Annotated in this window: 26 protein-coding genes and 2 tRNA genes; 14 read left to right on the forward strand and 14 right to left on the reverse strand. The window is 65.8% G+C overall.

The features are described 5' to 3' along the window. Window positions 1–451 precede the first annotated feature (451 nt). On the reverse strand, window positions 452–1,504 hold the full coding sequence (locus ACQP1T_RS01445; protein WP_433758141.1) for a hypothetical protein: 1,053 nt from the start codon (window positions 1,502–1,504) through the stop codon (window positions 452–454). Between the two features lie 739 nt (window positions 1,505–2,243). Here ACQP1T_RS01445 and ACQP1T_RS01450 point away from each other — a divergent pair. Next, entirely contained in the window at window positions 2,244–2,444 is a 201-nt protein-coding gene (locus ACQP1T_RS01450; protein WP_433758142.1) for a hypothetical protein, read from the forward strand. Window positions 2,445–2,615: 171 nt separating this feature from the next. Here the strand turns inward: ACQP1T_RS01450 and ACQP1T_RS01455 are convergent. The 3 genes from ACQP1T_RS01455 to ACQP1T_RS01465 form a co-directional block, all read right to left on the reverse strand. Continuing rightward, window positions 2,616–2,688, reverse strand: a tRNA-Arg gene (locus ACQP1T_RS01455). A 40-nt stretch (window positions 2,689–2,728) separates the two neighbouring features. Further along, a tRNA-Ser gene (locus ACQP1T_RS01460) sits at window positions 2,729–2,818 on the reverse strand. Between the two features lie 91 nt (window positions 2,819–2,909). Beyond that, entirely contained in the window at window positions 2,910–3,650 is a 741-nt protein-coding gene (locus ACQP1T_RS01465) for a dienelactone hydrolase family protein (RefSeq protein WP_433758143.1), read from the reverse strand. A gap of 96 nt (window positions 3,651–3,746) precedes the next feature. Between ACQP1T_RS01465 and hisC the strand changes: the two genes are divergently transcribed. After that, window positions 3,747–4,829, forward strand: a complete 1,083-nt coding sequence (gene hisC / locus ACQP1T_RS01470; RefSeq protein ID WP_433758144.1) for a histidinol-phosphate transaminase — start codon at window positions 3,747–3,749, stop codon at window positions 4,827–4,829. On the opposite strand, the gene ACQP1T_RS01475 is transcribed toward hisC, so the two are convergent. Beyond that, window positions 4,826–5,890 (reverse strand): alpha/beta hydrolase, encoded by a 1,065-nt coding sequence (locus tag ACQP1T_RS01475; RefSeq protein ID WP_433758145.1) that lies wholly within the window; start codon window positions 5,888–5,890, stop codon window positions 4,826–4,828. The two genes, hisC and ACQP1T_RS01475, sit on opposite strands and share 4 nt — an antisense overlap. An 85-nt stretch (window positions 5,891–5,975) precedes the next feature. Further along, complete coding sequence (locus ACQP1T_RS01480; RefSeq protein WP_433762565.1) at window positions 5,976–7,007, reverse strand: HoxN/HupN/NixA family nickel/cobalt transporter; 1,032 nt, start codon at window positions 7,005–7,007, stop codon at window positions 5,976–5,978. A 542-nt stretch (window positions 7,008–7,549) separates the two neighbouring features. On the opposite strand from ACQP1T_RS01480, the gene ACQP1T_RS01485 reads away from it, so the two are divergent. The 4 genes from ACQP1T_RS01485 (at window position 7,550) to ACQP1T_RS01500 (ending at window position 10,827) form a co-directional block, all read left to right on the forward strand. After that, complete coding sequence (locus tag ACQP1T_RS01485; RefSeq protein ID WP_433758146.1) at window positions 7,550–8,623, forward strand: nitric oxide synthase oxygenase; 1,074 nt, start codon at window positions 7,550–7,552, stop codon at window positions 8,621–8,623. Window positions 8,624–8,669: 46 nt separating this feature from the next. Continuing rightward, window positions 8,670–8,993, forward strand: a complete 324-nt coding sequence (locus ACQP1T_RS01490; RefSeq protein WP_433758147.1) for a hypothetical protein — start codon at window positions 8,670–8,672, stop codon at window positions 8,991–8,993. A 3-nt stretch (window positions 8,994–8,996) separates the two neighbouring features. Further along, a complete protein-coding gene (locus tag ACQP1T_RS01495; RefSeq protein WP_433758148.1) occupies window positions 8,997–9,614 on the forward strand; it encodes a carboxymuconolactone decarboxylase family protein in 618 nt (205 codons plus the stop codon). A 166-nt stretch (window positions 9,615–9,780) separates the two neighbouring features. Beyond that, complete coding sequence (locus ACQP1T_RS01500; RefSeq protein ID WP_433758149.1) at window positions 9,781–10,827, forward strand: NAD-dependent epimerase/dehydratase family protein; 1,047 nt, start codon at window positions 9,781–9,783, stop codon at window positions 10,825–10,827. 1 nt (window position 10,828) lies between these two features. Here ACQP1T_RS01500 and ACQP1T_RS01505 read toward each other — a convergent pair whose 3' ends face one another. From ACQP1T_RS01505 to ACQP1T_RS01515, 3 genes are read right to left on the reverse strand one after another with little or no spacing between them, the layout of a single operon-like run. Next, window positions 10,829–11,854: a sensor histidine kinase gene (locus tag ACQP1T_RS01505; protein WP_433758150.1), complete on the reverse strand. Its 1,026-nt coding sequence runs from the start codon at window positions 11,852–11,854 to the stop codon at window positions 10,829–10,831. After that, a complete protein-coding gene (locus tag ACQP1T_RS01510; protein WP_433758151.1) occupies window positions 11,847–12,542 on the reverse strand; it encodes a response regulator transcription factor in 696 nt (231 codons plus the stop codon). The genes ACQP1T_RS01505 and ACQP1T_RS01510 overlap by 8 nt, the downstream gene beginning before the upstream one ends. 3 nt (window positions 12,543–12,545) lie before the next feature. Continuing rightward, complete coding sequence (locus ACQP1T_RS01515) at window positions 12,546–13,868, reverse strand: hypothetical protein (RefSeq protein ID WP_433758152.1); 1,323 nt, start codon at window positions 13,866–13,868, stop codon at window positions 12,546–12,548. A 124-nt stretch (window positions 13,869–13,992) separates the two neighbouring features. On the opposite strand from ACQP1T_RS01515, the gene ACQP1T_RS01520 reads away from it, so the two are divergent. From ACQP1T_RS01520 to ACQP1T_RS01540, 5 genes are read left to right on the forward strand one after another with little or no spacing between them, the layout of a single operon-like run. Further along, on the forward strand, window positions 13,993–14,664 hold the full coding sequence (locus ACQP1T_RS01520) for a glycosyltransferase family 2 protein (RefSeq protein ID WP_433758153.1): 672 nt from the start codon (window positions 13,993–13,995) through the stop codon (window positions 14,662–14,664). Further along, complete coding sequence (locus tag ACQP1T_RS01525; RefSeq protein ID WP_433758155.1) at window positions 14,661–15,356, forward strand: TIGR04282 family arsenosugar biosynthesis glycosyltransferase; 696 nt, start codon at window positions 14,661–14,663, stop codon at window positions 15,354–15,356. The genes ACQP1T_RS01520 and ACQP1T_RS01525 overlap by 4 nt, the downstream gene beginning before the upstream one ends. Next, the gene (locus tag ACQP1T_RS01530; protein WP_433758156.1) at window positions 15,353–16,009 is read left to right on the forward strand and encodes a methyltransferase domain-containing protein; all 657 of its coding nucleotides are present in this window, start codon (window positions 15,353–15,355) and stop codon (window positions 16,007–16,009) included. Before ACQP1T_RS01525 ends, ACQP1T_RS01530 begins: the two co-directional genes overlap by 4 nt. Window positions 16,010–16,026: 17 nt before the next feature. Next, window positions 16,027–17,199 (forward strand): molybdopterin-dependent oxidoreductase, encoded by a 1,173-nt coding sequence (locus tag ACQP1T_RS01535; RefSeq protein WP_433762566.1) that lies wholly within the window; start codon window positions 16,027–16,029, stop codon window positions 17,197–17,199. Continuing rightward, the gene (locus ACQP1T_RS01540) at window positions 17,196–17,672 is read left to right on the forward strand and encodes a hypothetical protein (protein ID WP_433758157.1); all 477 of its coding nucleotides are present in this window, start codon (window positions 17,196–17,198) and stop codon (window positions 17,670–17,672) included. The genes ACQP1T_RS01535 and ACQP1T_RS01540 overlap by 4 nt, the downstream gene beginning before the upstream one ends. Window positions 17,673–17,776: 104 nt before the next feature. On the opposite strand, the gene ACQP1T_RS01545 is transcribed toward ACQP1T_RS01540, so the two are convergent. Beyond that, entirely contained in the window at window positions 17,777–18,499 is a 723-nt protein-coding gene (locus ACQP1T_RS01545) for a maleylpyruvate isomerase family mycothiol-dependent enzyme (RefSeq protein ID WP_433758158.1), read from the reverse strand. Window positions 18,500–18,509: 10 nt separating this feature from the next. Beyond that, complete coding sequence (locus tag ACQP1T_RS01550; RefSeq protein WP_433758159.1) at window positions 18,510–18,920, reverse strand: RidA family protein; 411 nt, start codon at window positions 18,918–18,920, stop codon at window positions 18,510–18,512. Window positions 18,921–18,991: 71 nt separating this feature from the next. Here ACQP1T_RS01550 and ACQP1T_RS01555 point away from each other — a divergent pair, with 71 nt between their 5' ends. Further along, a complete protein-coding gene (locus ACQP1T_RS01555) occupies window positions 18,992–20,557 on the forward strand; it encodes an esterase-like activity of phytase family protein (protein WP_433758160.1) in 1,566 nt (521 codons plus the stop codon). Here the strand turns inward: ACQP1T_RS01555 and ACQP1T_RS01560 are convergent. Then, window positions 20,554–21,258 (reverse strand): DUF998 domain-containing protein, encoded by a 705-nt coding sequence (locus ACQP1T_RS01560; protein WP_433758161.1) that lies wholly within the window; start codon window positions 21,256–21,258, stop codon window positions 20,554–20,556. The two genes, ACQP1T_RS01555 and ACQP1T_RS01560, sit on opposite strands and share 4 nt — an antisense overlap. A gap of 150 nt (window positions 21,259–21,408) precedes the next feature. On the opposite strand from ACQP1T_RS01560, the gene ACQP1T_RS01565 reads away from it, so the two are divergent. Continuing rightward, entirely contained in the window at window positions 21,409–21,531 is a 123-nt protein-coding gene (locus ACQP1T_RS01565; protein WP_433758162.1) for a hypothetical protein, read from the forward strand. Here ACQP1T_RS01565 and ACQP1T_RS01570 read toward each other — a convergent pair. Together ACQP1T_RS01570 and ACQP1T_RS01575 are read right to left on the reverse strand one after the other, a co-directional pair. After that, window positions 21,528–21,950, reverse strand: coding sequence for a very short patch repair endonuclease (locus tag ACQP1T_RS01570; protein WP_433758163.1), 423 nt, complete (start codon window positions 21,948–21,950; stop codon window positions 21,528–21,530). The genes ACQP1T_RS01565 and ACQP1T_RS01570 overlap by 4 nt on opposite strands. A 13-nt stretch (window positions 21,951–21,963) precedes the next feature. Continuing rightward, window positions 21,964–23,118, reverse strand: a complete 1,155-nt coding sequence (locus ACQP1T_RS01575; RefSeq protein WP_433758164.1) for a DNA cytosine methyltransferase — start codon at window positions 23,116–23,118, stop codon at window positions 21,964–21,966. Window positions 23,119–23,345: 227 nt separating this feature from the next. On the opposite strand from ACQP1T_RS01575, the gene ACQP1T_RS01580 reads away from it, so the two are divergent. Beyond that, window positions 23,346–24,596 carry a KasA/KasB family beta-ketoacyl-ACP synthase gene (locus tag ACQP1T_RS01580; protein ID WP_433758166.1) on the forward strand — a complete coding sequence of 417 codons (1,251 nt, stop codon included), beginning with the start codon at window positions 23,346–23,348 and terminating at the stop codon, window positions 24,594–24,596. Window positions 24,597–24,696 lie beyond the last annotated feature (100 nt).

Here is a 24,696-nt window from a genome sequence, read left to right on the forward strand (position 1 = left end):
ACACCGTCCTTTCCATCCGCGCCGGATAGCACCCAATCTCACGCCTAGAGAACACATCCCGCCTCGGGGTCCCGCCTCCTCATGGCCCCATGATCTGACTTCAGTATGGGTGAGTAAAGGGCGCTTCGCGTCGCTACGCGATGCCTACGGCACCCTTGACTAACCCTCCCTCAGCACAGGATCGGCCAGTATGAGGAAGCAGGGGAAGGGAAGTCACCGGACATGCAGGGTGTCACGTCGTTGTCACAACTTGCCCATACAACCCCGGACACGACGAAACCCCTACGGAAGCATTTCGCCACTTCGCATAGGGGAATAGACGTCGGCGGACGACGACCAGACCTCAGATATTCGACTTGAAAGCGAGCGTCGCGAGAGCGACCGGGGGTTCAAATCCCTCCGTCTCCGCAACACTTTTCGACAATCCTGCGCTCGCGCGGATCCGGGCCGATCAACCGGTCACCGTGACCATCAATTCCGTCAGCAAGCGCAGTGCGTGGTCCATCTCCGCTTCGGTCATCCGAGCCATGCCGCACGATGTGCTCAGGCCGCCGAATGGGCGAGGGTAATACTTCCGTGCTTGTGTCAAGGCCAGGCGGATATGGTCCGAACTCGCCTTCTCGTGCACGATCCCGGCGTAGATAGTCGCTTCGGTGGTCAGTTGTTCCAACGGCTGATAGATATCGGGATTGTCCGCGTCGGCGAACGGCAGTACGTCGGCCGCTGCCAGCGGAATATGAATACCCTGCAGCGTCCTGCCTTCGGGCCAGGCCGCCACGATTGCGTTGACCAACAGCACAACCGGTTCGAACCCGTTGATCTGCTTCAGCCACGTGCTGTGCTCCCAGTCGCCACGACACAGATGGATCGTGACGCGGGCGCCCTCCGGCATCCGGCGCACGAACGCGGCCAGATCCGAAGCCAGCTCAACGGCTTTCGCGGCCCGCTCATGCGCCGACTCGATCACCTCGATGGTCAACATGCGCCCGGGACTCTCGAGCTGGAACACCACATCGCCATCGAACAGCCGGTGAATAGCGAAGATCTCGTCCAGTGCCGGTTTCCGGAACGACTCGTAATGCTGCTCGAGCCCGGCCTCACCCAGGGCGAAGTACGCGTGATCGTACGGATCGACAATGCACGCCTGATAGCTCTTGCTGCTACCGCGTTCCTCGATCATCCGCCGCAGAATCGGCTTGGCCGCCTCGGCTTGATCGAAGTAACCCAGCAGCACCGGCGGGATCTCGAGCTCACCCTCGCCGGTGTACTCGTAACCAGGCATCCCCGGATAGGCCAGCTCGATATTGCCGTCCTTCACCTTCCGCATTCCGGGAAGCGCGAAGGTGCTGCGCAGCCGCGGCATGATCCAACCGGGAAAAGCCGTGTCGCCCTCCGGAAACGACGGCAGGTACTCCCACATCGTGCCGAACTTCTCCATCGCGATCTGACGGGTCGGCGCGTTGGCGCTTCCCACCAGGTATGTGACGGGCAGTGAAAGAGCCATCGGTTGTCCTCTCCGTACAAATGTGCGGGGACTATAGCGCCGACGACCGCGGCTCGACTCCCGCCAACCAGCTTCGAACTGAGTCGGTACGTTGCGAGATAGCCTGTCTCGCAAGCAAACTCACCGAACCGACGCCGATGTTCAACCCGCCCCGATCGCCTCCCGGTGCTGGGAACCGCAACGTGACAACCGCGTGCCGACCTTCTGGTGCTCCCGGCTTCGCTGCCCACGCCGCACGATCGGCGTCCGGTGTCGCACAGCTAGTGGGCACCTCGCAAAAGCTCTACCTTGTGCGAGGTCGGCAATGGCTATGCGACGGCTCAGTGGGAGATCGTCGCGCCATCGGTGTCCGAGCACGGAGGCCGTCGCGTGGTGGTCGGTGGTCGGGAGAAGGGGAGTGTGCGTCTGGGGTTCGCCCAGACAATCTTGCAGGCCGCCTACGCGTACGCCATTCCGTCTCCGGATACGGTCGAGTGGATGGCTCAGTTCTGCGACGGCCGCAAGGTAGTCGAAGTGGGAGCCGGGCGCGGGTATTGGGCGGCCCAACTAACCGAGGCGGGCGTGGACGTCGACGCGTACGACTCCGAACGGCCGGACAAGACAGCGAACGTGTCGTTTCTCGGCGCAGCCGGGCAGTCGGACGTGTGGCACGGCGTCGGGATCTCGCTTCGCGGCGCGTCCGAGCGGCGGCTCAGCCGATGTGCTGTTCCTCTGCTGGCCACCTGGCTGGGGCAACACGATGGCATCCGACGCGCTTGCCGCGTTCGAGGCTGCGAGCGGCGAACGACTGGTCTACATCGGAGAGCCGAAAGGCGGCAAGACCGCCGACGACGCGTTCTTCGATGGACTCACCGCCCGCTGGAAGCTGAAATCCGAAGATGCGCACTTCGTTTCGTGGTGGAACCTGACCGACCGTGCACAATGCTGGGCTAGGCGCTGATGTAGGCAAGGCTCCGACTCATCCCAGCCAGGGGCGAAGCCCTCCGGCCACCCAGGGGGTCCGGGGGCGAAGCCCTCCGGGGTGGGGGTGTGGGGGTTCCACCCCCACAAAATACGACGAAACGAGCACCGGCTCACGCTCTCCGTGAGCATGAGCCGGTGACGAGTGAAGTGCGCCCGAAGGGATTCGAACCCCTAACCTTCTGATCCGTAGTCAGATGCTCTATCCGTTGAGCTACGGGCGCATGCCGGTGTTCAGTTATATAGCCCCGGCGGACCGGGGTGTGGCGGAGGCGAGAGGATTTGAACCTCCGGTCCCCGTGAAGGGACAACTCATTAGCAGTGAGTCCCATTCGGCCGCTCTGGCACGCCTCCTGGAGCCTTCTCTTCGAGGGCACCGGTCCTTTCGAACCGCCGAACAGGAAGGTTACAGTAGCCGACGTCCAGATCGCAAAACGCCAGGTAATCACCGAAGATTGCTGTCGAACCAGTCGAAAATCCGGGTCTGGGAATCGATGAGATCGAAGTCGTCGTCGGCGCCGGGGCGGTCGGCGCGGTGGTGCAGGCCCGGATAGGTCACCACGAGGCTGGCGACCGCGGCGCGGGCGGCGGCGTCGCGCAGTTGATCCACTTCGTCGGGCGGGGTGTCCGGATCGTCGGCACCGAAGAGTCCGAGCCATGGCGCCTGCAGATTGGGGGCCGCGCGGATGAGGGCGTCGGCCTTGTCGGTGAGCGGTTCGACGATGCCGGATGCGGCGACACTGACCGCGGCGCCGACCGGGCGATTGGTCGCCACCAGGAAGGCGGCGGTGCCCGCGTGGTCGAACCCGAGCACGCCGATGCAGTCCGGGAAGACGCCGCGGCGGGTGAGCCAGTCGAAGCAGGCGTCGAAGTCGTCGAAGAGTTCGTCGCCGAAAACCTCCTGCGCCGGCTCGCCGTCGATGCGATGGAACAGATTGGGCGCGACCACCGTCCAGCCCTCGGTCGTCAGGGCTTTCATGAGTTCCAGCAATGGCCCGGTGAACTCCCGGGCTTCGTGCAGCATCACGATGCCGCCGCGCGCATTGCCCTCCGGCTCGGCCACCGTGATGGGCACCTGTGCGCTGGCGGTCCGAGGCCGATCGTCGGTCGATTGTTGTGGGTCCGAACCGGAAATGATGTCGTCGCGACTACGTAGCGGCGCAATATCGTCGTAAATGCCCGACATGAAACAAGGGTAGGTGGATCTGCTGATCTTCGCGAGAAATTGCACGTGAGCGGCCCTGAGGCCCGGATTTTCCGGTACCCGGCATATGGTTGAACGGTGACAGCGCACATCCGGCCGGACCTCGATTCGATCCCGGCGTACGTCCCCGGCCGCAACCATCCCGGCGCGGTCAAGCTCGCCAGCAACGAGACCACCTTCGGTCCGCTTCCGTCCGCCGCCAAGGCCATTGCCGAGGCCGCGGAACTGGCGAACCGCTATCCGGATAATCAGGTCACCGAGCTACGTGCGGCCATCGCGGACTTCCTCGGCGTCTCCTCGGCGAACGTCGCGGTCGGCTGCGGCAGCGTCGCGCTGTGTCAGGAACTGGTGCAGATCACCTGTGACGCACCGACCGACGAGGTGCTGTTCGCCTGGCGCTCCTTCGAGGCGTATCCGATCGTCACCCAGGTCGGCAATGCGACCGCCGTGCGGGTGCCGCTCACTCGAGAGCATGTGCACGATCTGGATGCGATGGTCGCCGCGGTCACCGAGCGCACCAAGCTGATCTTCGTCTGCAATCCGAACAACCCGACCGGTACCGCGGTCGGCGAGGCCGAGCTGGTCCGCTTCCTGGACGCGATCCCGCAGCATGTGCTGATCGTGCTGGACGAGGCTTACTTCGAATACATGCGGCTCACCCCCGAGCACCGCCCGAATGGTGTCGAGTTGGGCCGCGATCGGCCGAATGTCGTTGTGCTGCGGACCTTCTCCAAGGCGTACGGTCTGGCGGGGTTGCGCGCGGGTTATGCGGTCGGCGATCCGGCGGTGATCACCGCGCTGATGAAGGTGCACATCCCGTTCAGCGTGAACCGGGTGGCGCAGGCCGCCGCGATCGCCTCGCTGGAGGCGCGGCACGAACTGCTCGACCGCACCGACACTCTCGTCGTCGAGCGCGATCGGGTGCGCGATGCACTGCTGGCCGCGGGCTATGAGGTGCCGCCGAGTGAGTCGAACTTCCTGTGGCTGCCGCTCGGCGAGCGCAGCGCGGAATACGGCGAGGTGAGCGCGGCGGCCGGGGTGCTGCTGCGGCCGTACGGCACCGATGGCGTGCGGGTGACCACCGGTGATCCGCACGAGAACGAGCAGTTCCTGCGGTTCGCGACCGATCCGGATGTATTGGCGCGCTTCGGAATTGGCTAAATGCCCAACGCCGGCGAGACCGTCGGCCAGGACAGACCCAACTCGTCGGCCCAGTAGGGCCACGAATGCGTCCCGGTCGCCCGGAAGTTCGCGGTCACCGGAATCCCGAGCGCGGTGAGCCGATCGGCCAGCCTGCGGGTGCAGAGGTTGGTCGCGGCCTCCAGCGGTCCGCCGAATCCGATGGCGCTGACCAGATCCGGGTTGTTCGGGGTGTCGTATCGGCCGGGCAGTCCGCTGCCGACCGATAGATAGATCGCCTTGCCGCGCAACGCTTCCGCGTGCAGCAGCACGTCATGGGCCAGCCAGGCGGGATCGTGCTGATCGCCGAACATATTGTCCGGTCCGCCGCGGTAGGTCGCGACCACCGCGCGTGCCTGCGCCTGCCCGAGATCGGTTCCCATGGAGAAACATCCGCTGTGCGCGGCGATCGCGGTGTACAGCTTCGGCTGCCGGAAGGCCAGCATCATGGCGGCCTCGGCGCCCATGGACACGCCCATGACGGCATTGCGTCCGTTGCCGTCGAATTTCGCGTCGATCAGCGGCGGCAGTTCTTTGGTCAGGAAGGTCTCCCACATATTGGTGCCGAGCACCGGGTCCGGGCGCTGCCAGTCGGTGTAGAAGCTGGCCGGTCCGCCGACTGTGAGCACCACGTTCACGTCTTTGTCTTCGAAGAATTTGTCCGCGTGCCCGAGCTCGGTCCAGTTGTTGCTCTCCGACTCGGCGCTGCGCCCGTCGAGCATGTAGACGGTCGGCCGCGGATGGTTCCGCTCACGCGGCAGCAACACCTGCACCTCGACGGCGCGACTCATCGCGGGTGAATTCACCCATACCCGCAGCCATCGGTCGTTGATGGGCACGATCCGATCGATCGAAGCGCGCGTCACGCCTGGCACGGTCGGCTCCGCGGGCGAGGGGCCATCGGCCGAGCCGGTATTCGGGCGGGGCTGATCGCCTGGCGCCGCTAGCACTTGGGCTGGGCCGAACACCGCCGCACCGGCAATCAGTGCGACGCTAACTATGGCGCTGGAGACCCAACGCCGCACCTCGCGCCGAGACAGCATGCCGCCCATCCTGCCAGAAATGCGAAGGTAGCCGCGCCAGCCATCAATACGCCGGTCGGTGGGTGATACGAGCCACTCGGCGAGGCTATTTCGCGGCAAGGTCACCTTGCCAGCGGCGTTCCACTCCGGTGAAGCGCCATATCGCGGCCGCGACCAGCCAGGTCGCAACGAAGAGGCCCACCACGATGTACCCGAGATCACCTAAGTCCAGATTCCCGATCCAGGCGACGATTCCGGATTCGACATCGAGCCGTTCGGCGAAGATCGACACGATCTCCTGCCCGCCGATCAGCAGCGCAACCGCCACCGACAACCCGGTGATCACCAGGTTGTAGTAGATCTTGCGGACCGGTTTCGCGAAGGCCCAGTCGTAGGCATAGCTCATGAATGAGCCGTCGAGCGCATCGAACAGCGCCATACCGGCCGAAAACAGCACGGGCAGAACGAGAATCGAATACCAGGGCAGTCCGGTCGCGGCAGCGCCGCCCGCGATCACCAGCAGCCCGACCTCGGTGACGGTGTCGAATCCGAGTCCGAACAACAATCCGACCGGATACATCTGCCAAGGCTTCTCGACCAGCCGCACTACCGGCGCGAGCACCCGGTTCAGCAGACCCCGGTGGTCCAGCTCGCGCTCGAGCTGTGCTTCGTCGAAGTCGCCCTGGCGCATCCGTCGGAAGACGCGCCAAATGCCGAGCAGCGAGGCCAGATTCAGCAGCCCGATGATGATCAGGAAGGTGCCGGAGACGCCGGTTCCCCACAGCCCCGTCCACTGCTGTAGTCCCGAATCCTGGTTCTCCAGATTCTTCGCCAGTGTCCGCACCCCGAAGGCCAGCAGCGTGACCAGGATGAACACCACACTGGAGTGGCCGAGAGCGAACCAGAAACCGACCGTCTGCGCTTTGTGCTTGCCGTTCTCGGCCACCAACTTCCGGGTGGCGTTATCGATGGCGGCTATGTGGTCGGCATCGAAGGCGTGCCGCATGCCGAGGGTGTACGCGGTAACGCCGAGACCGACTCCGAATACCGCGCCCTGCACCAGATGATGTCCCGGCACCACGAATAGCAGCAGCGTCCCCCAGCCGATGACATGCAGCGCCAGCACGGTCACCGCCATCCCGACAACGCTGCGCACGAGCCAATCCTCACTTCTGGACGAACCGATCGAACCACGGTACTGCGATCGCAACGTACAGGTCGGTCGGGTTCGGGCGGTTCGGCGAACAGTCGCGCGTGCCCGCCAGATTCCGAACAGGCATTACGTCGAATTAGGGCACACGGCCAGCACACCGGTCTTAGGCTGCGTTGCGGGCGTTTTCAGGCGTCGATTGGGACGAGCATGGTCGTGGACAGCAAACGGCAGCAGCCAGGTCATGCCGCTGCGCGCGTGCTCGGCAACTCGACAGCCCGCCCGCCCGCGCTTCCTGAGCCCGCGGCCGCAGTCAGGTTCTCCGCAACGCGGAGGCTACCGCGCGGGCCCCCGCGTGGCCCGGTGTCAGCTGCGCTCCGTGCGCGAAATTCTCTGCTCGATCAATGCCAGTCTGTTCAGCCGCAGTACCTGATGCCCGACCGGAGAAAACCGTGAATCAAGCGTTACCTGTCATATCGCGCGAAAGCGTCGCTGACACAATACCTTTCGGACTCGATCTGAAAAGGCGGATGCGGGAGTGCGACGAGTTCTTCCGATTGCCCGAACTCGCCCATCTGTCCCCGCACCGCCGCCGCACCGCATTGGAGCAGCTCCAACAAACCGGTAGCTACGTGCAGACGGCCGAGGAGATCCTCATCGGCGCCAAGCTCGCGTGGCGCAACCACGCCCGCTGCGTCGGGCGAAAACACTGGCGATCACTGAAATTGCTCGACGCACGGCGGGTGCGCTCGGCTCGCGATCTGGCCGAAGTGTGCTGGCAGCACCTGCATATGGCGACCAACGGCGGCGCCATCCAATCGATGATCACCGTCGGACCACCGCGCCAGGCCGACGGGCGCGAATTCCGCATCGTCAGCCCACAACTCATCCGCTACGCCGGTTATCGCAACGGCGACGGCACCGTCACCGGTGATCCGGCCAATATCGCGATCACCGAATTCGCCATGAAGCTCGGCTGGCGCGGCGCTGGCACGCCGTTCGACATCCTGCCGGTGCTCATCAGCACACCGGACGAGCCGATCCGCTGGTTCGACGTTCCGCCCGAACTGGCCCGCGAGGTCGAACTCGAGCATCCCGAATTCGACTGGTTCGCCGGACTCGGCCTGAAATGGCATGCGCTGCCCGCCGTTTCGAATATGAACCTGGAGGTCGGCGGGATCACCTATCCGTTCGCACCGTTCAACGGCTGGTACATGGGTGCGGAGATCGGCGCACGCAATCTCAGCGACACCACCCGCTACAACATGTTGCCGCTCATCGCCGAAATGATGTGCCTCGACACCAGACACGAGCGTTCACTGTGGCGCGATCAGGCGCTCGTCGAATTGAATCGTGCTGTGCTGTACAGCTTTCGGAAGGCGGGAGTGTATATCGTCGACCATCACACGGTCGCCAAACAGTTCTGCGACCACGTCAATCGGGAGCAGGCCGCGGGCCGCAAATGCCCGACCGACTGGAGTTGGATCAACCCGCCGATCTCATCCGGTGTGACCCCGACCTTCCACCGCTACTACGACGAACCCGAGCCGGATCTGCGTCCGAATTTCGTGCGCCGCGAGTTCGGCGCCGAGGGCGAAATCTGATCTTCGTTCGGCAGCGGTAGTGCGGTTTTTGGACAAGAATGGGTCCATGGCACGGCGTTCCATGAGCTCGAAATGGGAAGAATTCGGCGCGCATCTCGAAGCTGCGCCGGGGCGGCTGCCGGTCGAGGTGCGGCGATCGATTCGAGCGCGGGCCTCGGGTGACGAAGGCGCGGCCGGGGTCCCCGATGATCTCGCCGATTTCGTCGAGCTGGTCGCCGAACGCTCGTATCGGCTCACCGAGAAGAACATCACGACGCTGGCCGAGGCGGGCCGCAGCGAAGACGAGATCTTCGAGGTAGCCGTGGTCGCGGCCTACGGCGCCGCGGACCGACGGCTTCGCGCCGCCCGCCGATCCTGGGAGGAGCGGTAGCCGATGTGGCTCGACGCGGTCGAATCCGGCCAGGAACTCCCGGCCCGAATCATGTTCGCGACCATGCGGCGGTTCGGCCGTACCGAGGTTCCCGCGGTCGTGAAGGTCATCTGCTACCGGCATCGCTACTTCGGCACCCCGCTTTCCGACCTCATCCAGGACGCCATGCGCGGACCGTCCTTCTGGACCGTCGCCGAACGCGAAATCTTCGCGACCAGGGCCTCGCAGTCCAATGAGTGTCCCTTCTGCGTGTCCGCCCACCACGGCATCGCAGGTGCTTATATCGCGGAAAATCTGGTCGACGCAGCCCTGGCCGACGGCGATGATTCGCCGCTTCGCCCCGAAGCCCGCGCCATGCTCGAATTCGTCGGCAAGATGGTCCGTGACCCCGACGGCCTCACCCCCGGCGATGCCGGCAAAGTCCGCGCGGCCGGAGTCACCGCCGAAGCTTTCGACGAAGCCGTCTGGGTAGCCACTCTTTTCAATGTCATCAACCGAGTGATGAATACCGTAGGCGCCGAAGCGCTGGAGGCCAGCCAAGCTCAAATCGGCGCCCGCTTCATCAAGGCATTCGGCTACCGAACCCCACCCCCGGTGCGTTACCTCTCGCGCGGCGCTTAGCGCCGAGATCGAACGACACCGGTCCGGGATCGTGACGAAAGTCTGACGACCTGGCCAGGTTGCGGCGAATATTGCGGGCGTGGCAGCAGAATCGGGGACATGACCTCGGAAAACGATGGAGTGGGCTGCGCGCGGGTTTGGCACTCGAACCTGGGGTGGTGGTGAGATGCGGGTACTACTGACCGGGGCCGCCGGATTTATCGGCGCGCGGGTGCAGCAGAAGTTGGTCGATGCGGGGCATGACGTAGTGGCGATCGATGTGATGCTGCCCGCGGCGCACGGTGTCGGTGCAGTTGTTCCGGAGAACGTGCGATTGGTCGATGTGCGGGATGCGGATGCGCTGGATTCGGTGTTGCGGGGAATCGATGTGGTTTGTCATCAGGCCGCGGTGGTGGGGGCGGGGGTGAATGCGCAGGATGCGCCCGCCTATGCGAGCCATAACGACTTGGGGACCGCGGTCTTATTGGCGGCGATGGATCGGGCGGGGTGTCGGCGGCTGGTGTTGGCTTCGTCGATGGTGGTCTATGGGGAGGGCCGGTATCGCGGGGCCGTCGAGGTCGGGGTGCGTAGGCCCGAGGATCTCGCGAATGGGATGTTCGAGCATCGGGATCCGGATTCGAATGAGGTGTTGAGTTGGGAGCCGGTGCCGGAGAATGCGCCGATGCGGCCGCGGAGTCTTTATGCGGCGGCGAAAGTGGCGCAGGAGAACTATGCGGCCGCGTGGGCGGCGGTAACCGGATCCGGGGTCACCGCTTTGCGCTATCACAATGTCTACGGTCCCGATATGCCAAGGGATACACCATATTCCGGAGTCGCCGCCATATTCCGATCGGCGCTGGAAGCGGGTGAGCCGCCGCAGGTTTTCGAAGACGGCAGGCAGGCCAGGGATTTCGTGCATGTCAGTGATATCGCGGCGGCGAATCTCGCGGCGGTCGAATTCGCGCATACCGGTTTCGTTCCGCTGAATATCGCTTCGGGGCGGCCGATCACCATCGGCGCGGTCGCCAGCGCCTTGGCCGCGGCGCGCGGTGGTCCCGAACCGGTGATCACCGGCCGCTATCGCCCCGGCGATGTGCGGCATATCGTCGCGAGTCCCGACCAGGCGCACCGCATTCTGGGCTTCACCGCGCGGGTGGATCCGCTCGACGGCCTCGCCGAGTTCGCGTACGCACCGCTGCGCGCGGTCGCCGGGGCGGGTGCGCCGGTGGCGTAGTTCAGTTTCCGTTCAGCGGCAGCCGAACTTCGAAGCGGCAACCCTGCTCGCGATTCTCGGCGGAGATGTCGCCGTGGTGGGCTTCGACCAGGCCGGCGGCAATCGCCAGACCCATACCGCTGCCGGAAGACACACCGTCGGAGGCGACGGGGGAGCGAGCCGCGGTGCCGCGATAGGCAACCTCGAATATCCGTGGCAGATCGGCTTCGGAGATCCCGGGGCCGGTGTCGTCGACGCGCGCCCAAGCCTGCCCATTGGATGTGCCAGCGGAGATCGCGACCTGGCCGCCGGGCGGGGTGTGGGCGATCGCGTTGGAGACCAGGTTGGTCAGCACCCGGCCGAGGGCTCGATCACTCGCCGCGACAACGATTTCGGAGTCGGGCTGCTCCGCGCGCAATTGGACTTCGGCGCGTTCGGCATTCGGTCGGTTGGCGGCCAGCACCTCATCGATCAACTCGCGCAGATCGACCGGCTCCAGTTCCAAACGCAATGCACCCGCATTGATCTTCGACATTTCGAACAGATCGTCGACCATGACCGACAGCCGATCTGTTTCGCGCACAATTTGTTCCGCATAACGCGCCACATCCTCGGTGCCGGTGACCACGCCGTCGGAAAGTCCCTCGGCCATCGCGCGGATACCGGCCAGCGGGGTTCGCAGGTCGTGGCTCACCCAGGCGACGAGTTCGCGGCGCGAGCGCTCGGCCATCCGCTCTTGCTCGCGGATCTGTTTCTCCCAGACCGTCTTTCGGGCCTGCTCGCGCCCGAGCAGCAGGGCGGCGGGCACAGTGACCGCCGCAACGACCGCGAGCACGACCGCCGTGCGCTCGAGCTCATCGGTGAACATCAACCCGCTGACCCCGATAATGCCCGCCAGCGTGGACAGCGTCGGGATCAGCACCAGCACCGCCATGCTCGCGGTCATGGAGCGATTGCTGGTGGCGCGCAGGATCGCCGCGCCGATCGCGACGATCGGGAGTGAGCAGGCCAGCACGTAGCCGATCAATTGAAGGGTGTTCTCAGGCACTGGATTCTCCATTCCGGCCCCAGATATAACCGCGGCCCCACACCGTCTCGATCCGGTGCCGGTCCCCGAGTTTCGCGCGCAGGCGCTTGATATGCACGGTGACCGTCGACAGGTCACCGAAGTCCCAGCCCCACACCTTGGCCAGCAGTTCCTCCCGGCTGAATACCTGATGCGGGTGCCGCAGCAGGAAGACGAGCAGATCGTATTCGCGCGCGGTCAGGTCGACCGGCCTGCCGTCCACCAGCACCGACTGCGAATCCGGTCGCAACTCGACCGCGCCGTCGCGCAGCACCTCCGTGCTCGGCTGCCGCGGCGTCTGCGAACGCCGCAGCACCGAGGCGACCCGCAACGCGAGTTCGCGGGCGCTGAACGGCTTGGTGACGTAGTCGTCGGCACCCGCCTCCAGACCGAGCACGCGATCGTCCTCGTCGCCGAGCGCGGTCAGCAGGATGATCGGGGTGTCCGGACGTGGCCCGGAACGTACCGCGCGGCAGATCTCGATGCCGTCGGGGGCGGGCATCATCACGTCCAGGACGGCCAGCTCGATGGGGTCGCCGGTTGGTTCGGTGAGTTGCGCCAGAGTCGATGCGCCGTCCGAGGTTTCCACGACGGTCAGCCCGTCGCGTTCGAGATAGCGCCGCACCACATCACGGACCAGCGGGTCGTCGTCGGCGATCAGAATGCACATGGATTACCAATTCGTCAGGATTGTGTGGGCGAGTACGAGCGTGCCGAGCGCTTGCAGCAATAGCCAGAGGCGCGCGGTGGACCGCGGCAGAAACGCGGTCGCGGCGAGCAGCCAGAGGTCGAACGGCAGCCAGATGCGCTCGGTCTCCGCTTTGCTCAGGCCACTGAGGTCTGCCACCAATATCGCGCACAATGCCGCCGCTACCAAGAGCGCGGTCGCATCGAACGGTCTGCGCAGCGCACTCGGTATACCGGCGGCGGTGGCCAAGCCCACCGCGCAGACGGTGGCGGCGAGATTCGCCCAGACCCAGTACGCGTACGGACGCTCGGAGGCGATGCCCTGGTAGTAGCGCTCGACCACCAGGTGATAGCCAGCCAGCCACCAGAAACCGGCCAGCGTGAACGCCGTCACGACGATCAGCGCGCCGAGTACGGCGGGCAGCAGCGGCCGGATCGTTCGGCCCGCAATGAGGACCGCGGCAGCGGGAAGCGCCATGATCACGAGGCCGTAGCTGAGGTAGATGCCGAGCCCGAAGAGCACACCGGCGGCAATGGCGACCCACCGCCGCCGGACCGCGATCGCCAGCAGCGCCACCGCCCATGCCGTGAGGCCGGCGAACATGGCATCCGCCGAAACCGCGATCCACACCGCGGCGGGAGCTATTGTCAAGAACGGCAATGCTTTTCGTGCTCGATCCTCGGCACCGAGCGCGCGCAGCGTGACCGCGACCGCGACGACCGCACTGGATCCGATCAGCAGACATGCCACCCCCGCCCAACCGCCGCCGCGCAGGCCGATGCGATCGAGTACGACGAAGAACAGCAGCGCGCCAGGTGGATGCCCGGAGACATGGGTCGTCCAGGAATCCGGTTGGAAGTCCAGGATGCGGCCGGAGAATCCGCGCAGCATGGACGGGATATCGCGGACGCCGGGGACCTCGTGCAGATATTCGTGGCCGTCGGTGAGTCGTCCGGCGAATCCGCGCTGCCAGCCGTCGACCATGGCCAAGGCGAACGCCCAGGTCAGAGCGGTCGCCCAAGACACTGCGAGCAACCGTCGCCAGGGCAGCGACTCGGCCGTCGCCGGTCCGAACCGGATGACCAGTATCGCGATCGCGATGGCCGGGACCGAACCCCAGCCGACATGCGGCAACCAGTTGCCGAAGATCGGTGCCGAACCCGCGTAGAGCTTGCTCCGCCAGTGTTCGCTGGCAATTCGCGGCACCAGGAATGCCGCCACGGTGAGCGCGGCGGCAATGCCTGCCCCCAGATACTCGCCAGGTATCCGGCCGCGGGCGGGTGCCGCGGCCTCCTTCACGTCATGCACGAACCTCACCATAGGGCCGCGATGCGTGGAAAACCGGTGCTCGAGCGGTTCTTGGCGCGGATGTCACTGTTTCGTCACCAGTTTTGCGGCATCGATTCGGCTGGGCTGGCATAGCGTCGAAAAGGTGACAGAGACCCGCCACAACCCGGACGGCGTGACCGTTGTCATCCCGTGCCGAGACGAAGCTGAGGCGTTGCCAGAAGTACTCGCGGCCATACCGGCCGGATTCCATGCGCTGGTCGTGGACAATGGCTCGACCGACGCGACGGCCGAGGTGGCCCGCCGATGCGGCGCCGCTGTCGTATCCGAGGCGCGGCCCGGGTACGGGGCTGCCGTCCAAGCCGGGATTGCCTCGGCCAGAACGGATTTGGTCGCCTTTATCGACGGCGACGGATCGATGGATCCAGCGGAGTTGCCGCCGCTGGTCGAATTGGTGCGTGCGGGCGCCGATCTGGCGGTCGGACGGCGCAAGCCGGTGCGTCGCGGTGTGTGGCCCTGGCATGCGCGGCTCGGCAATCTGGTCGTCGCGGGGCGATTACGTCGCCGATACGGGCTGCCCGTGCACGATATCGGTGCCATGCGGGTGGCTCGCCGCGCAGCTTTGCTATCCCTCGGACCGCTGCACACGCGCTCCGGCTATCCGCTGCAGTTGCTGATCGGCGCGGCAGGCGCGGGGTGGCGTGTGGTCGAGCGCGATATCGCGTATCGGCCACGGGCGGGCGGGGTTTCGAAGGTATCAGGATCGTGGCTCGGCACCCTGCGCGCCACTCGCGACTTCTTGGCGGTGCTGCGATGAATTACTTTCGGCCATCTCCCGTCGCCGCGACATTGCTTGTGCTGGCCAAGGCCCCGATCGCCGGGCTCGCCAAAACGCGTCTGACACCGCCGCTTTCGCCGCGTGACGCGGCCCGTGTCGCTGCGGCGTCGCTGCTGGATACCTTGGAATCGATGTCGCGGACTCCGGTCGCGCACCACATCGTCGCGTTCACCGGGGAGCTCGCGGAGGCGGAGTATGCGGATGAAGTAGCGAGGGCGCTGACTGCTTTCGAGGTCATCCCACAGCGCGGCGCGTCTTTCGGTGAGCGCCTGGCCAACGCGCACGCCGACGCCGCGCGGTATGGGCTGCCGGTTTTGCAGATCGGCATGGACACACCGCAGATCGGGCCGGAGGTGCTGACCTGGGCCGCCCGCGAGCTGGTGCTGCGGGCAGACGCACTGCTCGGGCCCGCCGACGACGGCGGCTGGTGGGCGCTCGGGCTGCCGACACCGCAGGCGGCGCGCACACTCGTCGACGTTCCCATGTCGACCGATCGAACCGGCGAACTGACCCGAGAAGCCGTCCAGCATTGCGCACTTCGCGTGCGCTCGCTGCCGCGCTACAACGATGTCGACACCTTCGCCGACGCGATCCAAGTGGCACGCGAATCCGACGGTCGGTTCGCGCGCTTGATTCATCAGCTGCAGCATGCCCAGTTGGCACACCGATGAGCGACATCTTCGATCTCGCGCTGGCGGGTGAGGACTGCTGGGTGCGCGATGCCGACGGCCGGCGTCATCCCCTGCGCACCCGGCGCTGGCTCGGTTTCGACGATGCCGACCGTCCGGCCGATGTGGCGCTGACCTGCTGTTGCGATGGGCCGACGCTCGATCTGGGATGTGGTCCGGGACGGTTGGTCGCGACACTGCTGCGACGCGGGATCATCGCGTTGGGCGTCGATATCTCGCCGATGGCCGTGGCCACCACCAGATTTCGCGGTGCGCCCGCCTTGCAGCGCGACCTGTTCGGGCCGTTGCCCGGCTCCGGCCGCTGGTCATACGCGATCCTTGCGGACGGCAATATCGGGATCGGCGGTGATCCGGTGCGGCTGCTGACCCGCGCGGGCGAACTCCTTGCTCGCAATGGCATCGCGGTGGTCGAATTCGCTCGTCCCGGTGCGGGTGTGGTGTCGAATCCGATTCGGCTGGAGACGAGAAACCGAGTGGGGGAATGGTTTCCGTGGGCCCGGGTGGGGATAGATCGCGCGGAAGAGCTGGCCGCGTCGGCGGGGTTCCGCATGGTGGCGGCGGTGGAGGTGTCCGGACGGCATATCGCTTGGTTGCGATGGGGCGGGCCCGCTTCGAGTAGTCGGTGGGCGTTGTGATGAAGCGCGGCAGCTGGATGGAACCGCCAGCGCGATTTCGTACGAATTTCAAGACGATCGCGCGCCCACGGGTGACATCCGCACGTGGACCCGCGGTCGCGAGTCGCGTGGGGATCGCTCTGGGCAGCGCGATATTGCTGTGCTTCAGCACCGGTTTGCTCAGCCACTGGATTCAGCATCCACCGAGCTGGTTCTGGTGGCCCGCCCATCCTGTCTGGCTGTATCAGGTAACCCAGGGCGCGCATGTGATCTCGGGTGTCGCCGCGATCCCACTGTTGCTGGTGAAGCTCTGGGCGGTATACCCCAGACTGTTCCAGCGCCCGATCATCGGTTCGCCATTACGAATTCTCGAACGCGGCTCCATCGCGATCCTGGTCGGCGCGACGATCTTCCAGCTGTTGACCGGGCTCCTCAATATCGCCCAGTACTACCCGTGGAAGTTCTTCTTTCCCACCGCGCACTACGCCATGGCCTACGTCGCCGTCGGCGCGCTGGCCGTGCACTTGGCCGTCAAACTTCCGGTAATCCGGGACGCGCTGCAACATCCGCTGGTCGAATCGCCAACCGAGCCGCCTGCCGACACCAGTACGCGGCCGCACATCTCGCGACGTGCGGTGCTGACCGGTGCTGGTGTCGCTGCCGTCGCAGCGGGGTTGGCCGTTGCCGGGCAGACGATTCCGTTCCTGCGCTGGGCTGCTGTGCTCGCGCCGCGCAGCGGGCACGGGCCACAGGGCGTTCCGGTCAACCGATCGGCTGCGGCAGCCGGGGTTGGTGACCGGGCCCGTGCTCCCGAGTACCGATTGACGGTCACCATTGGCGATCAGCAGCGCCAATTCACCAGGGACGAACTGCTTTCCCTGCCACAGACTCGGGCCCGCCTGCCGATTGCCTGCGTCGAAGGCTGGAGCGCGGGAGCCGACTGGTCCGGGGTGCGCCTGCGGGATTTGCTGGCGGCGGTCGGCGACTATTCCGGTGGCGATATCCGCTTCCGCTCGCTGGAGCAAACCGGCATCTACGGGAGTTCGATTCTCCCGCAACGTCATGCGGTCGACGACAGCACCCTGGTCGCCCTGACCATCAACGGCGAAACCCTCGATCTCGACCACGGCTACCCGTGCCGCCTCATCGCGCCCAACCGACCCGGCGTCCTGCAAACGAAATGGCTGTCCGAAATCGAGGTGCTGCCATGACCGCGGCCCGCATACTGCTTCTCATCGTCGGCAGTTGGCTCGGCTGGTACGGCATCAGCGCGTTATTCGCCCTACCGCCAACAGATCTCGACTCGGTCGCGGCCTGGTTCGCGGGCGGAATCCTGCTGCACGATGCGGTTTTCGCCCCGATCTGCGCCGCACTCGGACTCACTGCTCGCCACCTGCTGCCACCCACTTGGTGGGCCGTCACTGCCTGCGGTGCCATCTGCTCGGTCGCGCTGGTACTGATCGCCCTCCCGGTCCTCGACCGTGGCGACGGCATGCCGAGCAATCCCACCGTCCTGGACCGCGACTATCCCGTCGGACTGGCTGTCGCCTTGATCCTCGTTTGGTCGCTGGCTTTCGTCGCCCACGCGGTGGTCGGCCGGTCCCGCCGAGGGCGCGCACTCAACCAGATACCGGGCCTCCGGCCACCGCGACAGCCGAGGCTCCGCCGCCGATCCGGATCGTAGCGACGTGCTCTCCCCGAAGAGCGACGCCTACTCAGCTCCACCGTCGAACAGGCGCCAGCGGGAACGGACCCATGCCGGTTGCACGCGTCACAGCGCGCGCGGTGCTATTTCCACGAGGGAAGCGTCGGCAGCACGCCACCGAGGTCTGCGCCTTCCGACCGACCAAGGAGCCAGGCGAGCAGCGCAGATGCGGGCCCGCTGACGGTGTGGTCCGCAGAGCTGCTCCCGATGGTCGCGGTGAAACCTGTATCCGTCGTACGTACCTCGAACGCCGGATCACCCTCAGCAGCAAGCGCTTTCGTCAAATCAGCGACGGCCCGCGGAAGCAGCCGAGCAACGAAATCCGTTGGCCAGTCCCCTGGTCGGTAGCCGGCTGCCAGATCCACATGATGGATCTCTACCTCTTGCAGCCGCATCCAAATGACCTCGGTCGCCGGAATGGGCCGCCCCTGCCTGGTCCGCACCGTCGCCGTCCAGGCCTGCTCGGGAGTGCTCTGCGCAAGCGCCAGCCAGCGATCGGCCGCCGCCTGGTTATCGGCCAACTGCTCGGCGAGCGGTCGCGGCGCACCAGCCTCGATATCGGCATCCCGGATGAACATGCTCGCGTATTGCGGTGTTTCGATCCCGGTCCGTGCCCAGAGCAACAAATTGACCAGACTGTCGGCATTGCGCGCGAGGTGTGCGAGCACATGCCCGCGCGTCCATCCGGGCAGCAATGATGGCGCGGTCATGTCATCGTCGAGCCCACGAATGGTGTCGAGCAGACGGTTCGTCGCCGCGGCGACGGTTTCGAGCTGAACGGTGGTCTCCGGCGCGTCGCTGGTCACCCGATCGACATTAGCGATCCGAGCCCGGAACCGTCGCGCAAATCGCGTCGGCCTCGATCTCCACCAGCAGCGCGGGCGTGATCAACGCCTTGATCTCATACATCGAGGCGGCCGGACGGATATCGCCGAATACCTCGGCATGCGCCTTCGCGACCTCGGGCCAGCGGGCGATATCGGTGACGAAGATGCGCGTCCGAACAACATCGGCCAGGCCGGCACCGGCCTCGGTGAGTGCGGTGCCGATGCGGCGCAGTGCTTCCCGAGTCTGCTCACCGATATCGTCACCGCCGACCGCATTGCCGCCGGGCAGCGAGGCCGTCGTGCCACTGACGGCCACGGTATCGCCGACGCGAACCGCGCGCGAGTAGCCGACGATATCCTCGAACTCCGAACCCGACGCGATATTCATCCGATCACCCATCCCGACAGCATGACACCAACTGGTCATTTGGACGTAGGGCATTTGTCGGGCAACTGCGGTAGGCAGACATCGTGAAAGCGCACCCACGTATCACCGCGGCCGCCGTCCTCTGTGTGGGCGTGCTGGCCGGCTGCTCGTCCTCGGATACCAAGGCCGACTTCACCGTGGCCAGGGACCAGCCGCTGGTCATCTCCCCGGACGACCTGCTCGCCGCCACCGGTGGCACCGCCGCCGTGACGATCGCCGATCCAGCACAGGGCACGCTGATCCGCCGCCTCGACGGCACACTGATCTACCAGCCGAAGGCGGGCTATACCGGCACCGACGAGCTGAAGGTCACCACTACCGACGCGGTTCGCCTATACACCACCGACATTCCACCGCTCGGCGAATTCGGCGGCACCACTGTGCAGGGCAGCGGTTACGGCTCGGCATGGACGTCGGTGCCGGGCGCGCCGGACGAGTTCTACGGACTCACCGATCGCGGCCCCAATGTCGACGGTCCCGGCAAAAACGAGAAGCTCACCCCGGCACCGGGTTTCGTGCCGAAGATCGGTCGATTCAAGCTGGTCGGCAATCGCGCGGTCCTGCAATCGACGATCGAACTGCACACCGCCGACGGCACCCCGTTCAACGGTCAGGTCGACGTCGCCGCGAGCACCGGCGAAACCATCAAGGACCTCGCCGGAACTGTCCTGCCGCCCACCGATCACGGCCTCGATCCCGAGGGGCTGGTCGCCCTAACGGACGGCACCTTCTGGGTCGCCGACGAGTACGGCCCATTCCTGGTGCATTTCGACGCCAAGGGGACTGAGCTGGAGCGATTGGCCCCGGGATCCGGTCTGCCCAAAGAACTTTCGCTGCGCACCCCGAATCAGGGCATGGAGGGCCTGACCAGCACACCTGACGGCGGCACCCTCGTCGGCGTCGTACAGAGCGGCCTGAAAACCCCCGGCCTCGACGGTTCGGCCAAGGACGTCCCGATGACTCGCATCGTCACCGTCGACCTGAAGACCAAGGCGGTCAAGGAATTCGTTCTCCCGCTGCAGGACCCGAAACGCACCAAGGTCGCCGACTCCGAGATCACCGCGCTCAGCGCCACCACCTTCCTGGTCGACGAACGCGACGGCGAACTGCCCCCGAAGGCCGATAAGAAGCTGTGGACCGTCGATATCTCCGGCGCCACCGACGTCGGCCCGGATTCGAAGGTCCCGGGCGCACACTACGATCCGGAGCGCGGTGGCCTCCAGGTCGACGGCAAGCCGCTGGAAACCCTGGTCGGCCCCGTTTCGACGAATGACGCGATAGCGGCATTGCAGAAGACAGGTATCACCGCGGCCGCCAAGACCGCGAGCCTGGATTTCGCCGCCCTGGTCACGAGCCTCGATGCCGATGGCAAGTTCTTCGGTCACGACAAGATCGAGGGCCTCGCCACGCTCGACGGCGGCAAAACCCTCTACATCGCCAACGACAGCGATTTCGGCCTCGCCGCCAGCAAGGGCGACCAGCCGCCGTTCGGCCTGAAACCCAAGACCCTGCCGAACGGCCTGCAGGACACCGGCGAAATCCTTCAGGTCGACACCACGAAATTGCCCGCGAAACTCGACACCCGCACGGTCCGGATCAAGGTCGACTAACCCGAATCGCTCTCGACCCATTCGCGGCCTTCCAGAATCACCGCGGCGGCCAATGTGATCAGCCACAGCGACATCGATCCGACCTGGATCCGCTGGGCGATCCCGAGCGCGTAATTGCCGGTCAGGTTGTCGGCGACCAGCATCCACACGGTCGCCGCCGACCCGATCACCAGGACCACCACCCCGGCCTCGCGCAGGATCCGCCAGCGGCGATATCGGAAGGCGGCCACGCTGAACGCGAAGGTCGCGATGGCGATCGCGGTGACCGCGATGGTGCTGGTCAGCGCGTGCGGCTGATGCAGTTGCGGGAACAGTTCGCTGCCACCGCATTGGGCGCTGTCCTGTGCGGTGCAATCGCGCAGCGGAAGCAGCACATCGCCGATGGTCGCGGCGCCGAAGCAGAACAGCGCGACCCAGCCGATGGTGGTGAATCGGCGGCGCGGAAACAACAGCAGCCCGGCGATCGCGGCCGGCATCAGCAAGGCGCCGACGATCTTGTCGGCGGTCGCGAACAACTCGCGATGCGGTTTGCCCTCGGCATCGAGCTCACTGAGAAAGGAGTTGACCGGATCGACATCGATCTTCAGCACGAACTCCAGCAACCATGACGAATAGCAGAGTCCGGCGATCGCGATCGCGACCGCGATGAGCCCGCAGGCCACCCGGACGTGTCGTTCGGCGAGCCTCCGGCGATCAGTCACTGGACCATTCTCCGTCTCCTCGTTGGTCCGGTGTTCAACAGTAGGTGCCTGTGTCCGCACCGACAGGTCTTTCACACACCGCATTACCAACTCGAACACAGGGATCTGTCAGGTCCATACCCGATGGTTGGTAGATCTGAGGAGGTCACCATGATCGCAATCACAACGGCCATCGCCGGAATGCTGGTGCTGACGGTAATGGCGGTGTCGGGCTACTTGGCCGCGCACGCGCCTCGTTCGCTGGTTCGGGTGCGGGTGCGGGAACACCACTAGCGCCGCGCGGCCAATACGGTCTGGATCCGGTCGGCCGCCACAATGGCGTCCTCGTGTTCCCACACTCGGATCACCAGCCATCCCTCCGCCGCCAGCGCCGCATCGGTGGCCCGGTCACGGGCCACATTGCCGGTCAATTTGTCCGCCCACCACTGTGCGTTGTTCTTCGGATCGGTCGCGTGCTGCGGGCACCGATGCCAGAAACATCCGTCCACATACACCGCGACGCGCAGCCGGGGAAACACCAGATCCGCCCGACGACGCTGCCCGCGCACAGGTGCGCGATCGACGAAATAGCGCAATCCGCGCCGATGCAATTCCCGGCGCAGCGCGAGTTCGGGCCGGGTCCCGACGCGCCGCTGGCGGGCCATCCGCGCACTGGTCGCGGCGTCGGTGAGCGGACGCCGAGCCGGGTTCATGATGTACCGAACCTCATGCCGCCCAGCCGCCCATCCGGTCCAGATGACTCTCCACATCGGCCAGAAATCCGGGCGGGAACCGTAGATTGCCCATTCCGGTGCGCCGCAGGAAGCCCGCCGTCGCGCGGGCCGAGAGCAGCCGCGAATCGGTGAGGAAATGGTGCAAGTCCTCATACGGCTCATGCACCGGCCAGGTCGAAACCGGCACCCGATAGGCGCTGCCCGCACGACCCCACGCGGCAACCGGCCACGGCCGTCCCTGCGGCAACGGCTCATCGCCGGGAATGGGGTCCAGCGGATCGGCCAGCCGGGCCCCGACCCAGGACGCCATCCGCACACTCACCGCATTGCCGATCAGCTTCCACCGGTGCCCGTGCCGAATTCCGGGCACCGTGGTCGCCGGTTCGGTCCAGTCGGCGTCGAAGCCCTGTAGGCGTTCGCCGTCGATGATGCCCGGCGTGACGATCTCACCCGATGGCAACCGCACCGCGGGCGGACTCGCGATGCCGAGCGCCGAACCACCCTTGAGTGTCGGGATCGCATTGACCGCCCAACCGAGCCCGCGCACACCCTCGGTCCAGTAGAAGCCGCACGGATCCTGTTCCGGGTCACCGAGATCGAGCGGTCCGGCGTCGTCGGCGAACAGCACCCGGCGCGGATCATCGGTGCGCGAGGCCAGCATCAGCACCCGCTGACGGCGCTGTGGCAGCCCGAACGCGCGCGCGTCCACCACCCGGTATGCCCAGGTGTAGCCGAGCTGCTCCAGCGCGCTCGTGATGTGCCGCATGGCCGCCCCGCGACCCAGCTGCAGCATGAACGGCACATTCTCGATCAACAGCCAGCGCGGTCCACGCCGACGGCGCACCAGCCGGAACACCTCGTCCACCAGACCGGAGCGATTACCGGTGATACCCGCGGTGCGTCCGGCCTGCGACAGGTCCTGGCAGGGAAATCCGGCGGCGACCAGTTCGGTCCCGGCGGGCAGGGCGCGCAGCCGAGTGATGTCCCCCTGCAACGGAATTCCGGGAAAGCGCGCGGCGAGCACCGCCTGCGCACCGGGATCGATCTCGCACAGCAGCTCGGTATGCCAGCCGTGGTGGCCAAGGCCGAGCTCCAGCCCGCCGATACCGGCGAACAGCCCGACCATCCGCCCGCCCGTCACAGTCATCCCTTCTCGCGGTTGCTCGCGGATCGCTCGGAACCACCAGCGCTGCGTATCCGGTCAGAGGTTACTCGAGCAGTAGATGCGACGACCAGCGACGGCCACGGTAGTCTGTCGAGCACCTGATTCGCCCACAGTGCTCACGGTCGGATCACGGTTTGCTCGGTCGTTCGATGGCCTTCCACGCGCGGTTCCCGGTTTATCCCAAGAGTGACGCCAGGAAAGTGAGCGAAATGCAGATTCCGTCTACCAAGAACGGGAACTATCCCAACGTTGTCGTGACCAGTCTGGCGGCGACCACCTCGATCGCCGGTGATGTCGACTCCACCTGGAAGGGCCTGCTCAACGGGGAAAGCGGCATCGATGTCCTGGAGGACAGTTTCATCGAGCAGTTCGAGCTACCAGTGCGCATCGGCGGACATCTGAAGGTCAAGCCGTCGGATTGCCTCACCAGGCAGGAGACCCGACAGCTGTCGTATGTGGAGCAGATGGCCGTGGTGCTGGCCCGCGAGGTCTGGCGCAATGCGGGTAGTCCCGAGGTGGACAAGAACCGTCTCGGCGTCGCCATCGGCACCGGCCTCGGCGGCGGCGAATACATCACCGCCGCGCGCGACCGGCTGCAGAACGGCGGCTACCGCAAGGTGTCGCCGCTGACCGTGCAGCGCATCATGCCCAATGGCTCGGCCGCCTGCGTCGGCCTGGAGCTCGGCGCGAAAGCGGGTGTGGTGACGCCGGTCTCGGCCTGCTCGTCGGGTTCGGAGGCGATCGCCAATGCCTGGCAGATGATCGTAATGGGCGATGCCGACATGGTGGTCACCGGCGGTGTCGAGGGTTCCATCCAGGCCGTGCCGATCGCGGCATTCACCATGATGCGCGCCATGAGCACCCGCAACGAGGACCCGAGGGCGGCCTCGCGACCGTTCGACAAGGATCGCGACGGATTCGTCTTCGGTGAGGCGGGCGCGATGATGGTCATCGAAACCGAGGAGCACGCCAAGGCGCGCGGCGCGACGATTCACGCGCGGCTGATGGGCGCCGGAATCACTTCCGATGCCTTCCATTTGGTCGCACCCGATCTCGATGGCAAGGGCGCCGCGCGGGCCATGACCAGGGCCATCCAGAAGGCCGGGATCAGCAAAAACGATGTCGGCCACGTCAATGCGCACGCGACCGCGACCCCGATCGGTGATACCGCCGAGGCGCAGGCGATCAATGCCGCGGTGGGCGACCATGTTTCGGTCTACGCGCCGAAATCCGCACTTGGCCATTCCATCGGCGCGGTCGGCGCTCTCGAATCGGTGTTGACGGTGCTCTCGGTGCGCGACGGAATCGTTCCGCCGACACTGAATCTGGACAATCAGGATCCGGAAATCGAGCTCGACGTGGTCAAGGGCCAGGCCCGACCCGGACGAATCGACTACGCCGTGAACAACTCGTTCGGTTTCGGCGGACACAACGTCGCGATCGCCTTCGGGCGGTACTGAGCAAGTCGGGAAGGCGCACCTGCTAGCCTTCCCGACACTTCGTTATCGACCTGTGTTCGGTGTAATCGCACGGCCTGAGTGCCTGCGTTGGCAAAAGGAT

This window comes from Nocardia sp. CA-135398, assembly GCF_050955845.1.
Taxonomy (GTDB): Bacteria; Actinomycetota; Actinomycetes; order Mycobacteriales; family Mycobacteriaceae; genus Nocardia.